Source organism: Bradyrhizobium sp. WBAH42 (assembly GCF_024585265.1).
Lineage (GTDB): Bacteria > Pseudomonadota > Alphaproteobacteria > Rhizobiales > Xanthobacteraceae > Bradyrhizobium.
Genome location: NZ_CP036533.1, coordinates 7,396,503 through 7,410,396, shown reverse-complemented (window position 1 = coordinate 7,410,396; position 13,894 = coordinate 7,396,503). Strand labels below are relative to the sequence as shown.

Annotated in this window: 15 protein-coding genes; 11 read left to right on the top strand and 4 right to left on the bottom strand. The window is 65.1% G+C overall.

The features are described from left to right. Positions 1-89 precede the first annotated feature (89 nt). The gene (locus tag DCG74_RS34890) at positions 90-851 is read left to right on the top strand and encodes an FCD domain-containing protein (protein ID WP_246708844.1); all 762 of its coding nucleotides are present in this window, start codon (positions 90-92) and stop codon (positions 849-851) included. Between the two features lie 203 nt (positions 852-1,054). Here the strand turns inward: DCG74_RS34890 and hemE are convergent, their stop codons facing one another. Further along, a complete protein-coding gene (hemE, locus tag DCG74_RS34885; RefSeq protein ID WP_172785831.1) occupies positions 1,055-2,089 on the bottom strand; it encodes a uroporphyrinogen decarboxylase in 1,035 nt (344 codons plus the stop codon). A 106-nt stretch (positions 2,090-2,195) separates the two neighbouring features. On the opposite strand from hemE, the gene DCG74_RS34880 reads away from it, so the two are divergent. Next, positions 2,196-2,411, top strand: coding sequence for a hypothetical protein (locus DCG74_RS34880; RefSeq protein ID WP_172785832.1), 216 nt, complete (start codon positions 2,196-2,198; stop codon positions 2,409-2,411). A gap of 175 nt (positions 2,412-2,586) precedes the next feature. Then, the gene (locus DCG74_RS34875; RefSeq protein WP_172785833.1) at positions 2,587-4,488 is read left to right on the top strand and encodes a diguanylate cyclase; all 1,902 of its coding nucleotides are present in this window, start codon (positions 2,587-2,589) and stop codon (positions 4,486-4,488) included. Positions 4,489-4,494: 6 nt separating this feature from the next. On the opposite strand, the gene DCG74_RS34870 is transcribed toward DCG74_RS34875, so the two are convergent. Beyond that, on the bottom strand, positions 4,495-4,713 hold the full coding sequence (locus DCG74_RS34870; protein ID WP_172785834.1) for a SlyX family protein: 219 nt from the start codon (positions 4,711-4,713) through the stop codon (positions 4,495-4,497). Continuing rightward, entirely contained in the window at positions 4,703-5,461 is a 759-nt protein-coding gene (locus tag DCG74_RS34865; RefSeq protein WP_172785835.1) for a rhodanese-related sulfurtransferase, read from the bottom strand. Before DCG74_RS34865 ends, DCG74_RS34870 begins: the two co-directional genes overlap by 11 nt. A 196-nt stretch (positions 5,462-5,657) precedes the next feature. Here DCG74_RS34865 and ggt point away from each other — a divergent pair, with 196 nt between their 5' ends. The 5 genes from ggt (at position 5,658) to DCG74_RS34840 (ending at position 11,868) form a co-directional block, all read left to right on the top strand. After that, positions 5,658-7,244 (top strand): gamma-glutamyltransferase, encoded by a 1,587-nt coding sequence (ggt, locus tag DCG74_RS34860; RefSeq protein ID WP_172785836.1) that lies wholly within the window; start codon positions 5,658-5,660, stop codon positions 7,242-7,244. Between the two features lie 168 nt (positions 7,245-7,412). Beyond that, positions 7,413-8,027, top strand: a complete 615-nt coding sequence (locus DCG74_RS34855) for a (2Fe-2S)-binding protein (protein WP_172785837.1) — start codon at positions 7,413-7,415, stop codon at positions 8,025-8,027. Between the two features lie 4 nt (positions 8,028-8,031). Further along, positions 8,032-9,048: a xanthine dehydrogenase family protein subunit M gene (locus DCG74_RS34850; protein ID WP_172785838.1), complete on the top strand. Its 1,017-nt coding sequence runs from the start codon at positions 8,032-8,034 to the stop codon at positions 9,046-9,048. 2 nt (positions 9,049-9,050) lie between these two features. Beyond that, positions 9,051-11,342 carry a xanthine dehydrogenase family protein molybdopterin-binding subunit gene (locus tag DCG74_RS34845; protein ID WP_172785839.1) on the top strand — a complete coding sequence of 764 codons (2,292 nt, stop codon included), beginning with the start codon at positions 9,051-9,053 and terminating at the stop codon, positions 11,340-11,342. Positions 11,343-11,403: 61 nt separating this feature from the next. Further along, complete coding sequence (locus tag DCG74_RS34840; RefSeq protein WP_036013901.1) at positions 11,404-11,868, top strand: FKBP-type peptidyl-prolyl cis-trans isomerase; 465 nt, start codon at positions 11,404-11,406, stop codon at positions 11,866-11,868. Between the two features lie 58 nt (positions 11,869-11,926). On the opposite strand, the gene DCG74_RS34835 is transcribed toward DCG74_RS34840, so the two are convergent. Continuing rightward, positions 11,927-12,145 (bottom strand): CsbD family protein, encoded by a 219-nt coding sequence (locus tag DCG74_RS34835; RefSeq protein ID WP_172785840.1) that lies wholly within the window; start codon positions 12,143-12,145, stop codon positions 11,927-11,929. Positions 12,146-12,273: 128 nt separating this feature from the next. Here DCG74_RS34835 and DCG74_RS34830 point away from each other — a divergent pair, with 128 nt between their 5' ends. From DCG74_RS34830 to DCG74_RS34820, 3 genes are all read left to right on the top strand, one after another. Next, the gene (locus tag DCG74_RS34830) at positions 12,274-12,792 is read left to right on the top strand and encodes a cupin domain-containing protein (protein ID WP_128262978.1); all 519 of its coding nucleotides are present in this window, start codon (positions 12,274-12,276) and stop codon (positions 12,790-12,792) included. A gap of 126 nt (positions 12,793-12,918) precedes the next feature. Continuing rightward, on the top strand, positions 12,919-13,347 hold the full coding sequence (locus DCG74_RS34825) for a VOC family protein (RefSeq protein ID WP_172785841.1): 429 nt from the start codon (positions 12,919-12,921) through the stop codon (positions 13,345-13,347). Positions 13,348-13,382: 35 nt separating this feature from the next. Continuing rightward, on the top strand, positions 13,383-13,871 hold the full coding sequence (locus DCG74_RS34820) for a VOC family protein (RefSeq protein WP_172785842.1): 489 nt from the start codon (positions 13,383-13,385) through the stop codon (positions 13,869-13,871). The last annotated feature ends 23 nt before the right edge of the window (positions 13,872-13,894 follow it).

Sequence of the window (13,894 nt, the reverse complement as noted above, 5' to 3'; positions counted from 1 at the left end):
GATGGTGGGGATGAGGCTTGACCGACGGCGCGGAAGCGCCATACTTCGCAAGCGAAATCTCACGCCGCGTCAAAGGGATAGGTGCCATCTTGAGCAACGTCGTCCGGACCCCGAAAATTGCGGAAGCGATGGCCGATCACATCGAGAAGCTGATCCTCGAGGGCGTATTGCGGCCCGGAGAAAAGCTCGCGGCTGAGCGGGATCTCGCCGAGAAGCTGGAAATCTCGCGACCCTCGCTGCGCGAGGCGCTGCAGATCCTCGAAAAGCGTGGGCTGCTCGCCACCACCCGCTCGGGGACGTTCGTCGCCCAGTTCCTGTCGCCGCTGCTGCGGCCCCTCGCAACGCTGATGCAGGACAAGCCGCGTGTCACGGCCGACTATTTCGAATTTCGCAGGATTCAGGAGGCGCACGCCGCCCGCTTCGCCGCGCTACGCGCCACCGATCTCGACCGTCAGGCGATCCGGGATTGCGCCGATCGGATGCGAAAGGTCCACAAGCTCGAAGATCCGAGCCAGGAGGGTGATGCCGACGTGGAGCTTCATCTCCTGATCTACGAGGCGAGCCACAACGTGGTGTTGCTCCACGTCATGCGCGCGCTTGCCGACCTCTTGCGCAACAACATCTTCTACAGCCGCGCGCAACTCTATTTGCGCGAGGGCGTCCGCGACCAGCTGCTGGAGCAACATCTGGCGCTCGCGGAGGCGGTGATCGCAGGCAAGACCAAGGAGGCTGAAGCGGCTGCGGCCGAGCACATCCGTTTCACCTTCGAGACGGTCGAAGAGATCAGGCGCGACGATCTCCGGCTAGAAACGTCGCTCAGCCGAGTGAATCGCAGCGATTTCCTCGCTTGATGTGGCCTCTCTCCGAGCGCAGCCCGCCTCGGTAAGCCCTGCCGAAATCACGATCTGCGATGATGTCATTTTGCGCCTGTTTTGCCCGACAAGTCAAAACGCACAGGCGAGTCATGCCAGTCCAAGGTTTTCAATGACTTGGCTACTGTGCATGGGGTTGTTTTCGCACTTTTGTTTTGCCGCGCCCAAAAGGGCGAAACAAATCAGCCGCGCACGCGCTTGATCATCTGCTCGACATGGGCGATCGGCGTTTCCGGCTGGATGCCGTGGCCGAGATTGAAGATCAGCCGCCCGGCAGCAAAATTGGCCAGCACGTTGTCGACCGCGCGGTCGAGCGCGGCGCCGCCCGTGATCAGCACCAGCGGATCGAGATTGCCCTGCACCGCGACCTTGCTCTGCACCCGCTCGCGGATGAAGGCCGGCTCCGCGGTCCAGTCGATGCTGACCGCGTTGACGCCAGTCGCCTCGACATAGGCCGGCAGCAGCGCGCCGGCCCCGCGCGGGAAGCCGATGATCTTCGCGTCCGGCACCTTGGCCCTTACGCCCTCCACGATGCGCTGCGTCGGCTCGATCGACCAGCGCGCGAACTCGGTCGGCGGCAGCACGCCGGCCCAGGTGTCGAAGATCTGCAACGCGTCGGCGCCGGCGGCGAGCTGTGCCAGCAGATATTGAATCGAGTTGTCGACCAGCACGTCGATGATCTCAGAGAAAGCTTCGGGATGCCGGTAGGCCATCATCCGGGCCGGCGCCTGGTCCGGCGTGCCGTGGCCCGCGACCATGTAGGTCGCCACCGTCCACGGCGCGCCGCAGAAGCCGATCAGCGCAACCTTGGGATCGAGCGCGCCGCGCACGATCTTCAGCGCCGCGAACACCGGCTCGAGCTTGCCGAAATCGGCGCGCCGCGCCAGCGTCGCCACCTTGGCCGGATCGTCGAGCGGCTCGAGCCGCGGGCCCTCGCCGACCTCGAAGCGCACCTCACGTCCGAGCGCGTAGGGGATCACCAGAATGTCGGAAAAGATGATCGCCGCGTCGAAGCCGAACCTTCGGATCGGCTGCAGCGTCACCTCGGCCGCAAGCTCCGGGTTGAAGCAGAGATCGAGGAAGCCGCCCGCCTTGGCGCGCACCTCGCGATATTCCGCCAGGTAGCGTCCGGCCTGGCGCATCATCCACATGGGCGGGACGCTCTGGCGCTGGCCGGAGAGGACGTCGATGAAGGGTTTCGTCGAAGACTGGGGCACGAATGGTCCTGAAGAGGGTTGTGCCTCCTGATACACCGCCGCGGCCCTCAGCGGAACAGGGGAACCTGGACGATCGGGCCGCGTTGACCAGCCAATGGAGGAGATCATGGCTGAGACATTCAATCCCGCGCCGCACGACAAGCACGCCGAAGACCTGCGCGAGGCGCTCGCTGCCGATCGGCAGTCCAAGCTCGACAACGGGCTGAGGGACACGTTCCCAGCTTCCGATCCCGTGAGCGCCGCGCAGCCGACGCCCTCGAAGGCCGATGCCGATGCCGAGCATCCTTCGCTCTGGGCCAAGGTTAAGGCCATCTTCAGCTAGCGGCGTCGGGGGCGCCGGATTCCGATAGGCCTGCTAATGTCTTGTTAGCGATGCGTCGATCGCCGAGTCCGTAAGACTACTGGAAACGGCGGAAACCGCCGCGTATTCCGGTGGGGATTTCAGGATTAAATAACAGAAGCGGCAGAGGTTTCCGACGATCGGAGGACCCTGCCGCATGAGTGCTACCCAACGAGCCGGATGGAGCCGTCTGCCGCTACGCGCGGCGGCTTTCGTCGCGCTGACCTGCGCGACCATCCTCGGCGTCAGCGGTTGGCGTGAATGGGCGGCACGCGATGCGGTCCTCAAGGGCGCCGAGACGGAGATGGCGAACGTTGCGCGTTCGCTGACCCAGCATGCCGAGGACAGCCTCGATCTCCTGGATTCCGGTGTCGTGGGCGTGGTCAGCCGGTTGGAGATGGACGGCACCGCGCCGGCCACGATCGGCAAGCTGCGCACCTTGCTGGACGTGCGCAAGAAGGCGATCGCGCGCATTCACAGCCTCGACATCATCGACGATCAGGGCAACTGGCTGACCTCGCCTGGCACGATCGGCGCGACCTTCAGCGACGATGCCTTCTTCCGATATCACCAGCTCTCGCCGAAGCGCGAGGCCCATGTCGGCCGTCCCGTGAAGAGCCTGCTGGACGGCGAATGGGTCGTCACCCTGTCACGCCGCTTCAACAAGCAGGACGGCAGCTTCGGCGGCGTGGTGCTCGCGAGCATCAGCTCGAAATATCTCTCGCATTTCTACGAGCAGTTCGAGATCGGCCGCAACAGCTCCGTGTCACTGGCGCACGGCGACGGCCTGATCGTCGCGCGCAATCCCAGCAACGAGACATTCGTCGGGCGGAGCGTCGCCGACAAGCCGTTGTTCCGCGAGCCGAGCCTGCAACGGCCGAGTGGCGCCTATCATTTCACGTCGCCGTTGGATGGCGCCGAACGCGTCAGCTTCTTCAATCGCAGCAGCCGCTTCCCGCTCCTCCTGCTCGCCACCGTCGACAAGGACGAGTTGCTCGCGCCCTGGCGCACGGCGGCAATCTCGCGCATGCTCTACGTGCTCGCGCTGGTGATGCTGATCGCGGTGATCGGCGGCGTGCTGGTGCGGCAGTTGCAGCGCGGTCAGCGCATGGCCGTCGCACTGGCCGAGACGGAGGCGCATTTCCGCCTGCTCGCCGAAGGCTCTAGCGACATGGTGACCCGCATCGGCCTCGACGAGCGGCTGCGCTATGTCTCGCCCTCGTCGGTCCGCGTCGTCGGCTGGCGTCCAAATCAGCTGATCGGTTCGCTGGCCCTCGCGGGTGTCAATCCGGAGGATCTGCCGGAGGTCCAGGCGATCGTCGATGCCATGAAGCGCGGCGAGAAGGAGGAGGCGCGTCTCACCTACCGCAACTCGCACCGGCAGAACGGCGAGATCTGGCTCGAATCGACCATGCGGGTGACGCGCAAGGACGACGGCCGCGTCGACGGCGTGGTCGCGATCTCCCGCGACATCACCGAGCACAAGAAGCTGGAAACGAGACTCGAGACGCTGGCGATCGAGGACAGCCTCACCGGACTTGCCAATCGCCGCCGCTTCGACGAGCGTCTGAAGGAGGAATGGGCGCGTGCCTATCGCGACCGCTCCAGCCTTGCCTTGCTGATGATCGATGTGGACCACTTCAAGGCCTACAACGACGAATACGGCCATCCCGCGGGCGATGCGTGCCTGCGCCTGATCGCAAAGATCATCGCGGCCGAAGCGCAGCGCGTCGGCGATCTGGCGGCGCGTTATGGCGGTGAGGAATTCGCCATGCTGCTGCCTAACATCGACGCCGCCGGCTGCGCCCGCGTCGGCGAACGGATCCGCAACGCCATTCACGAGGCCGGCCTCGCTCATGGCAGCAACCTGGCGGCCGGATGCGTCACGGCCTCGCTTGGCGGCGCAGCCTGCAGGCCGGCGTTCGAACGAACCGCAGGGGTCGCTGCGCTGGTCGAAGCTGCCGACCAGGCGCTCTATGCCGCCAAGGCCGCAGGCCGCAACCGCCTGGTGATGTCCAGCGAGGTCATGGACCTGCTGCCCAAGGCGTCCGGCCAGTAACACCGCTTAATAATGCGGCGGAGGCTCGTTGGCAGGCCCTGGCGCACTTGCCTCGGCCTCCTGCAGCCGAGCATTGAGCTCGGTGATCTGCCGCGTCAGCCTGTCGATCTGCTTCCACTGCGCGGTGATGGTCTGGTTCAACGTCTCGATCGTGTCGTCCTGATAGGCGAGGCGCGTCTCCAGCCTGTCGATGCGCTCGCTCAGCGTCTTGATCTCATTCGTCACGCGTTACGTCCTTGTTTCGCTCGCGCAAACCGTGGCCGATCGCCACGCGCTCGTCGAACACGAAGCATTCGCCGCGCCAGCGGCTCTCCGCCTCCGGCACCTCTTCCAGATATCTCAGAATGCCGCCCCTGAGGTGATAGACCTCGGCAAAGCCCCGCGCGAGCAGATGCGCGCTCGCCTTCTCGCAGCGAATGCCGCCGGTGCAGAACATCGCGATCCTGCGGTGCCGTGTCGGATCGAGCCGCTCGGCGGCAAAGTCCTTGAACTGGCCGAAGCTCTTGATGCCGGGATCGACCGCGCCCTCGAACGTCCCCATCGCGACCTCGAAGGCGTTGCGGGTGTCGAGCACTAGGGTATCGGGTGCCGCGATCAGCGCGTTCCATTCGCGCGCGTCGACATAGGTGCCGACCTGGCGGGTCGGATCGGCGGCCGCATCGCCCAGCGTGACGATCTCCCTCTTCAGCCGCACCTTCAACCGTCCGAACGGCATCGCCTCAGCAGCGGAAAACTTCAATTCGAGATTGACGAGCCTGCCGCCGAACATGTCGCCGTGTGCGAGCTCATGAGCGAAGGCGTCGATCGCCTCCGGCGCACCGGCGATCGTGCCGTTGATGCCCTCCTGCGCCAGCAACACGCTGCCCTTCAGCCCAAGGCCGGCGCAGCAGGCGCGCAGCGGCTCGCGCAGCTCGCGGTAATCCGGGAGGGCGACGAATTGATAGAAGGCGCAGACCTTGTAAGCCGTATTCATGGCCGCTCGTTTAGCAGGCCGACGGCGCCCGGAAAACCCGCATCGCGAAAGCCGGAAAAAGGTCTATACGCCCAGCGGATGGCTGCCATTTTCCTGGTATGCCAGCATTGCCCCGCCGGGCGGGAATGTGTCATGTAGACGCGGTTTTCGAGATGGCGCGCCCATCGCGCCGACGGCCAAGAGAGCAAGACATTCGATGAGAAACTTCCATTTCCCCGGCAGGTCCACGGTCCACGCCACCAACGCGATGGTGGCGACCTCGCATCCGCAGGCCTCGCTCGCCGCGATCGAGGTGCTGCGCGAGGGCGGCACCGCGGTGGACGCGGCGGTCGCCGGCTCGGCCCTGCTCGGCGTGATCGAGCCGCAATCGACCGGCATCGGCGGGGATTGCTTTGCGCTGATCCAGCCGCGGGGCGAGGGCAAGATCGTCGCCTATAACGGCTCCGGCCGCGCGCCGAAGGCGGCGAATGCCGACTGGTATCTCGAGCGCAAGATCAACTCCGTGCCGCTCACCTCGGCGCATGCGGTCTCGATCCCCGGCGTGATCGACGCCTTTGCCACCGTGCTGCGCGATCACGGCAAGTTCGGTTTCGACCGGCTGCTGCAGCCTGCGATCAAGGCGGCCGAGGAAGGTTATGTCGTCGCGCCCCGCATCGCCTTCGACTGGAAGAACCAGTTCGAGAAGCTGAAGAATGGCACCAACACCGTGCGCTATTTGTTGCCGGGCGGCCAGCCGCCGGTCGCAGGCGACGTCATCCGCCAGGCCGAGCTCGGCAAGACGCTGCGCGCGATCGCCAAGAACGGCCGCGACGCCTTCTACAAGGGCGAGATCGCGGAGGACATGGTCGAGACCCTCAGGGGCATCGGTGGCCTGCACACGCTCGACGATTTCGCCGTGCACACGACCGAAGTGACCACGCCGATCGGCACCATGTACAAGGGCTACGACGTCTGGCAGTGCCCGCCGAACGGCCCGGGCGTCACCGCGCTCTTGATGCTCAACATCCTGTCGCGCTTCGATCTGACCAAGTATGCGCCAGTGAGCGTCGAGCGCTTCCATCTCGAGGCGGAAGCGGCACGCATCGCCTACATGAACCGCGAGATGCATGTTGCCTCGCCTGCGCACATGAAGATCAACGTCGCCGAGATGCTCGAGAAGGGCTTTGCCGACGAGTACATCAGCAAGATCCGCATGGACGGCATGCTCGACCTGCCGAACGTCGCGCCGCCGATGAATCCCTCGACCATCTACATCACGGTCGTAGACAAGGACCGCAACGTCTGCTCGTTCATCAACTCGGTTGCGCATTCCTTCGGCTCGGCGATCGTCTCGAACAAGACCGGTGTCTTGTTCCAGAATCGCGCCGGCGGCTTCCGCATCCAGCCGGGCCATCCCAACTGCATCGAAGGCGGCAAGCGCCCGCTGCACACGATCATGCCGGGCCTGCTCACCAAGGGCGGCCGTTCCACGATGTCGTTCGCGGTCATGGGCGGCCAGTACCAGCCGACGGGCCAGACTCACCTCCTGACCAACATCCTCGACTACGGCTGCGACGTGCAGGAGGCGATCGACATGCCGCGCGGTCTGCACTACGAGGGCCAGTACCAGCTCGAGGACAGCGTGCCGGCCGCCATCGTCGAGGGCCTGAAGAAGCTCGGCCACAAGACCACCAGCGTGGTCGGCCCGCTCGGCGGCGCCCAGGCGATCTGGATCGATTGGGACAAGGGCACGCTCACCGGCGGCTCCGATCCCCGCAAGGACGGCTGCGCGCTGGGTTATTGATCGGCCGCGCAGTTCCCCACGCGAGATCAGGAAAAGTTGACGAAGGGCGGCGCGGCATTTGCTGCGCCGCCCTTCTCTCATTCGGAACTGCACTCATTGCTTCCGGTTAAGGGGCGATGAGCGGTGCAGGCGTGCGCTGCTTTAGCAGATCAGCGGCGGAGGCCTGCCATGCCCGACAAACCAGGTTCCAGATCATCCGGATTCGACCGACGCGCCTTCATGGCCGGCGCGGCTGGCAGCGCGCTGATTCCGATGACGGCGCGCGCGGCGCCCGAGGACGCGCGGGCGCCAGCGGCGCAGGATCCGTCGCTTCCCGTCGAGGTCACACTGCGCGTCAACGGCACGGACAAGCGCCTGAGCATCGATGCGCGCGCCACGGTGCTCGATGTCTTACGCGAACATCTCAAGCTCACCGGCAGCAAGAAGGGCTGCGACCACGGCCAGTGCGGCGCCTGCACGGTGCTGATCGACGATCGCCGCGTGGTGTCGTGCCTGACGCTGGCCCTGGCCGCCGAAGGGCAGGAGATCACGACCATCGAAGGCCTCGCCACCGACGACCGCTTGCACCCGATGCAGCAGGCCTTCATCGACCATGATGCGTTCCAGTGCGGCTATTGCACGCCCGGTCAGATCATGTCGGCGATCGCGTGCGTGAAGGAGGGCCATGCCGGCAGCGAGGCCGACATCCGCGAATACATGAGCGGCAACATCTGCCGCTGCGCCGCCTATCCCAACATCGTCGCCGCCGTGAAGCAGGCCGCGCCCGAGATCATGAAAGGCTAGGCGCATGCGACCGTTTTCGTACCAGAGAGCATCAGACCCCGACATGGCCGTGCGAGCGCTCGGCGCCGCCGCGGCCGCCAACGATCCACTGACGAAGGCGTCGGCGCAGCCGCTTGCCGGCGGCACCACGCTGATCGATCTGATGAAGCTCGACGTGATGCGGCCCACTGCGATCGTCGACATCAATCCGCTGGCCAACGCCTGGTCGGCGATCGCGCCAGGCGATGATGGCTTGCGCCTCGGCGCGCTGGCAAGGATGTCCGACGTCGCCGCGCATGCCGAGATCCAGCGCAGCTATCCGGTGATCGCGGATTCGCTGAAGCTCGCCGCCAGCGCCCAGCTGCGCAACATGGCAACGCTCGGCGGCAACGTGATGCAGCGGACGCGCTGCAACTACTTCCGCGATGTCTCCTATGAGAATTGCAACAAGCGCAATCCCGGTTCCGGCTGTGCCGCAATGGATGGGGTCAACCGCATGCATGCGGTGCTCGGCGTCTCCGAACAATGCATTGCGACCTATCCCGGCGATTTCGCACAGGCGCTGATCGCGCTCGATGCGATCGTCGAGATCACCGGCAAAGCCGGTACGCGCAGCATGCCGTTCGCTCAGCTTCACAAGGCCCCGGGCAGCACGCCTGATATCGAGACCGCGCTTCAGCCCGGCGAACTGATCTCGGCGTTCTCGATTTCCGGGCGCTGGCCGCGCTCGGTGTATCTCAAGACGCGCGACCGGCAATCCTACGAATTCGCGCTGTCCTCGGCAGCGGTCGCGCTCGACGTCCAGGACGGCACGATCCGGGACGCGCGCGTCGCGCTCGGCGGCGTCGCCACCGTGCCCTGGCGCGCGCGTGAGGCGGAGGCGCTGTTGAAGGGACAGAAGTTCGATGACGGCCTCGCGCAACGTGTTGCCGATGCAGCTTTTGCAGACGCCCGCGGCCGCCGGCACAATAGCTTCAAGATCGCGCTCGGCAAGCGTGTGGTGGCACGCGCGCTCCAGCAGGCCGTAACGATGGAGATCTGATCATGACCGCTGCAGCTCCCGGGCCCAAGACGAATATGGGGCAGCCCGTGCCGCGCTATGATGCGGCCGCAAAGGTCACGGGGCGGGCGACCTATGCCTCCGATATGCCGCTGGACAATCCGGCCTACGCGTTCCTCGTCACCAGCGCCATCGCCAAGGGCCGCATCGACCGCTTCGAGTTTGACGATGCCAAGCGCGTCCGCGGCGTGATCGACATCGTCACGCACGAGAACGCCCCGAAGCTGAAGGACTCGAAGCTGTTCAGCAATGGCGGCTATGCCGGCACCACGATCCAGCCGCTGAAATCGGCCGAGATCGCCCATGACGGCCAGATCATCGCCGTGGTGGTCGCGGAGAGTTACGAGGCCGCGCGCGAGGCGGCCAACCGCGTCAAGGTCAGCTACACGGCTGCTGCGCCCAGCGCGACCTTCGATTCGCCGGGGACGACGACAGCCGCCGCGAAAGGACAAAGTTCGCAGTTCAAGGAGGACCCGAAGGTCGGTGATTTCGCCAAGGCGTTCGATGCGGCCGAGGTCAAGCTCATCGCTTCCTACGACACGCCGACGCAGCATCACAATCCGATGGAGCTGTTCACGACCAGCTGCACCTGGATGGGCGACCATCTCGTCATCTACGAGGGCAGCCAGTATGTCCATGGTCTGAAGAACGGCGTGGCCGAGCAGCTCGGCATCGACGCCGACAAGGTGCGCGTGGTCAACCCTTACGTCGGCGGCGGTTTCGGCGCGCGCGGCTCGATGACACCGCGGACCGCCATCATCGCCGCCATTGCCAGGCGCCTGAACCGCCCGATCAAGCTGGTCCCGACCCGCGACCAGGGCTTTACCATCGCGACCTACCGCGCCGAGACGCGGCATGAGATCAAGCTTGGTGCCAGCCGGGACGGCAAGCTGGTCGCTTTGAGGCATGAGGGGGCTGAAGTCTCCTCGCGCCCCGATGCCTATTGCGTCGGCGGCACCAAGACCACGACGCGGCTCTATGCCTGTCCGAACGTGGACAGCCTGGTGTCGATCGTGCGCGCCGATCGCAACACGCCCGGCTTCATGCGTTCGCCCCCGGAGGTGCCGTATCTGTTTGCGCTGGAGAGCGCGCTGGACGAGCTCGCCGTCAAACTGAACATGGATCCGGTCGAGCTTCGCCGTATCAACGACGCCACCAGGGATCCCATTGACGGCAAGCCCTACACGTCGCGATCGCTCATGGCGTGCTTCGACGAAGCCGCCAGGGCGTTCGGCTGGTCGCAGCGATCGCCGCAACCGAAATCGACGTCCGATGGCGACTGGTTGATCGGCTACGGCTGCGCCGCCACCTGCTATCCGACGGCGATGGCGCCGTCCGCCGCACGCGTGCGACTGCAGCGTGACGGCCGCACTCGCGTCGAGATCGCCGGCCACGAGATCGGCACCGGCGCCTACACCGTCATCGCCCAGACTGCGGCCGAGCGGCTCGGCGTGCCACTGGAGAAGGTCGCGGTCTTCATGGGCGACAGCGACTTGCCGCCCGCGCCGGTTGCCGGCGGCTCCAACTCGACCGCCAGCACCTGCTCGGCCGTGATGATGGTGTGCGATCAGATCCGACGGCGCCTGCTCAAGGCGGTGATGCCGAGCGACAGCCTCGCCGACAAGGCCAAGGAGACCGTCGGCATCAGCCCGGCACCGTCGACCCAAGCGGCCAAGGGCGATCGTCCGCTCGATATCGAGAAGGCGTTCGATGCGCTCGGCGTCGGCGTGGTCGAAGAATATGGCGAGTGGAAGCCGGAAGGCGCGCCGATGGACTCCTTCCGCGCCATGCACAATGGGCAGGTACGGCTGGTCGGCGGCCACCAAATGAAGGACAAGATCGCCTACGCCTTCGGCGCCGAATTCGTCGAGGTCCGCGTCAATCGCTTCACGCACGAGATCCGCTGCCCCCGCCTGGTCGGCGCGTTCGCGGCAGGCAGGATCATGAATCCGCGCACCGCACGCAGCCAGCTCATGGGTGGCCTGATCTGGGGCATGTCCTCGGCGTTGCTGGAAGCCACCGAGATCGATGACCGCTATGCGCGCTACGTCAACGACAATCTTGCCGATTACCTCCTGCCCGTGAATGCCGATGTGCCCGGCGTCGAGGTGATCATGCTGTCCGAGCAGGACGATCATATCAATCCGGTGGGCGCAAAGGGCCTCGGCGAGCTCGCCAATGTCGGCACCAATGCGGCGATCTGCAACGCGATCTATCACGCCACCGGCCAGCGCATCCGCAAGCTGCCGGTGCGGCTGGAAAATATCGAGGTCTAAAGGGGTGGAAACGGCGACCGCCTTGGGTTAGACACCTCCCGCCTCAAACGGAAGGTGTTTAATGCAGCGTTTCCAGCGCGCGCTCCTCGCCCTGATGTCGGCACTCGCGATCACCGTGATCGCCAGCGTGTCGCATTTCGTTTCCACCACGGCCTCGGCCCAGACCGCAGGAAAGACCATGACCACAGCTTCAGGCTTGCAGATCATCGACTCCACCGTCGGCACCGGTGCCTCGCCGCAGCCCGGCCAGATCTGCGTGATGCACTACACCGGCTGGCTCTATGAGAACGGCCAGAAGGGCAAGAAATTCGACTCGTCGGTCGACCGCAAGGAGCCGTTCGAGTTTCCGATCGGTAAGGGCCGCGTCATCGCCGGCTGGGACGAGGGCGTCGCCTCTATGAAGGTCGGCGGCAAGCGCACGCTGATCATCCCGCCGCAGCTCGGCTATGGTGCCCGCGGTGCCGGCGGCGTGATCCCGCCGAACGCGACGCTGATGTTCGACGTGGAATTGCTCGCGGTGAAGTGACGGCACAACAAAAAGACCGGCCTTGCGGCCGGTCTTTTCATTTTCAATCTTACGCGCGTCACTCCGCGGCGCGGCGAGCCGCAGCGGCGGCGCGATCCATCGCATCCTTTGCGGCGTCCTTGGCATCGCCCATGGCCTGCTGGCCCTTGCCCTTCACTTCCTGCACGACGCCCTCGCCCTTCATGCGATCGGATCCGGTGGCTTCACCGACGCCCTGCTTGGCCTTGCCGATCGCCTCGTTGGCGGCGCCCTTGATCTTGTCGGTCGTGCTGCCCATGAAAATCTCCTTTCGAGTTGCTTGGAATGACAACGCTGGGCGGCTACGAGGGTTCCGATTTTGGTATGGCTTGCGGCTGCGGCTTTGGGTTAGTTTGCCGCGCACGGAACCAACAGAAAGCAAGTCCCATGACCGGCCATGACCATTCGCATTCCCACCATGACCATGGTCATCATCATGATGACCGCTGGAAACATGACGGCGTTCGCGTCATTCCCGGCAATCAGCTCGATACCAATGTGCCGTCGACAGCGGGCATGGACCGTGCAGCCGCGATCAATTTCGCCCGCGTCGGCGCCCAGAAATTGTGGGCGGGCACCGTCAGCATCAAGCCGGACGCCAAGACCGGCGCGCATCACCACGGCCATCTCGAAAGCGTCATCTACGTCGTGAAGGGCAAGGCGCGCATGCGTTGGGGCGAGAGCCTGCAGTTCACCGCGGAGGCCGGCCCCGGCGATTTCATCTTCGTCCCGCCTTACGTGCCGCATCAGGAGATCAATGCCAGCCCGGACGAGGTGCTGGAATGCGTGCTGGTGCGCAGCGACGGCGAGGCGGTGGCGATCAACCTCGACATCGAGCCGGTCGAGAAGCCCGAGACCGTGCTATGGATCGACCCGGTGCACCGCGATCCCAACGAGAAGAAGTAAGACCCTTCAGGGGGCGGGGGCGGTACGACAGACCCCGCGGATCGGGGTCAAGAAAATTGTCGGAAGCGGTGTCGGATAGCGGCCTGGCCGTCCGTCCTTGGGCAGAACCCCGCCAAGGAGCTTCCGATGCCCAAGATGATCTTCGTCAACCTGCCGGTGACCGACCTCAAGCGCGCGACCGCCTTCTACGAGGCCGTCGGCGCGGTCAAGAACCCGCAATTCAGCGACGACACCGCGAGCTGCATGGTCTTTTCCGAGACCATCTTCGCCATGCTGCTGACCCACGACAAATTCCGCCAGTTCACGCCGAAGCCGATCGCGGACGCCAGGACCTCGAACCAGGTGCTGTTTTGCCTGTCCGCGGACAGCCGCAACGAGGTCGACGAGATCGTCGGCAAGGCGGAGGCGGCGGGCGGGGTGGCCGATCCCGGCCCGAAGGACGAATACAGCTTCATGTACGGCCGCAGCTTCGAGGATCCGGACGGGCACATGTGGGGCGTGAACTGGATGGATCTTGCGGCCGCCCCTCTGCAGCCCGACTTGGCGAACGCCTGAGCAGACACCCATAGACCTCACGAGGAGCATTCATCATGTCCAAGCTCGTGCCCTGCATGTGGTTCAACGGCGATGCCGAGGACGCTGCAAAATTCTACGTCTCGCTGGTCCCGAATTCGGCGATCACGCACGTTCAGCGCAACGTTGCGGATGGCCCGTCCGGCAAGGAAGGCTCCGTGCTCGTCGTCGAGTTCACGGTGGCCGGGCAGCCGCTGGTCGCGCTCAATGGCGGCATGAAGATGGAATACACCCATGCGATCTCGCTGATGATCCATTGCGACGACCAGGCCCAGGTCGACAGCGTCTGGAACGCGTTCCTCGCCCATGGCGGCAAGGCGGAGCAGTGCGGCTGGCTGAGGGATCGCTGGGGCGTGGCCTGGCAAATCGTGCCAAAGGTGATGTTCGAGTTCCTGTCGAGCCCGGACAAGGCCGCAGCCGCGCGCGCAATGCAGGCGATGATGAAGATGGTGAAGCTGGACGTCGAGGTGTTGCGGCGCGCGTTCGAAGGCAAGTCGGCGGCGTGAGCCTGATTCTCTCGCCATTCGAT

Bases quoted from the DNA above. Each gene is read 5' to 3' on its own strand.
- DCG74_RS34880 (WP_172785832.1), top strand. From the start codon at position 2,196: ATGGCTGAGACATTCAATCCCGCGCCGCACGACAAGCACGCCGAAGAC.
- DCG74_RS34875 (WP_172785833.1), top strand. From the start codon at position 2,587: ATGAGTGCTACCCAACGAGCCGGATGGAGCCGTCTGCCGCTACGCGCG.
- DCG74_RS34865 (WP_172785835.1), bottom strand. From the start codon at position 5,461: ATGAATACGGCTTACAAGGTCTGCGCCTTCTATCAATTCGTCGCCCTC.
- ggt (WP_172785836.1), top strand. From the start codon at position 5,658: ATGAGAAACTTCCATTTCCCCGGCAGGTCCACGGTCCACGCCACCAAC.
- DCG74_RS34855 (WP_172785837.1), top strand. From the start codon at position 7,413: ATGCCCGACAAACCAGGTTCCAGATCATCCGGATTCGACCGACGCGCC.
- DCG74_RS34850 (WP_172785838.1), top strand. From the start codon at position 8,032: ATGCGACCGTTTTCGTACCAGAGAGCATCAGACCCCGACATGGCCGTG.
- DCG74_RS34845 (WP_172785839.1), top strand. From the start codon at position 9,051: ATGACCGCTGCAGCTCCCGGGCCCAAGACGAATATGGGGCAGCCCGTG.
- DCG74_RS34840 (WP_036013901.1), top strand. From the start codon at position 11,404: ATGCAGCGTTTCCAGCGCGCGCTCCTCGCCCTGATGTCGGCACTCGCG.
- DCG74_RS34835 (WP_172785840.1), bottom strand. From the start codon at position 12,145: ATGGGCAGCACGACCGACAAGATCAAGGGCGCCGCCAACGAGGCGATC.
- DCG74_RS34830 (WP_128262978.1), top strand. From the start codon at position 12,274: ATGACCGGCCATGACCATTCGCATTCCCACCATGACCATGGTCATCAT.
- DCG74_RS34825 (WP_172785841.1), top strand. From the start codon at position 12,919: ATGCCCAAGATGATCTTCGTCAACCTGCCGGTGACCGACCTCAAGCGC.
- DCG74_RS34820 (WP_172785842.1), top strand. From the start codon at position 13,383: ATGTCCAAGCTCGTGCCCTGCATGTGGTTCAACGGCGATGCCGAGGAC.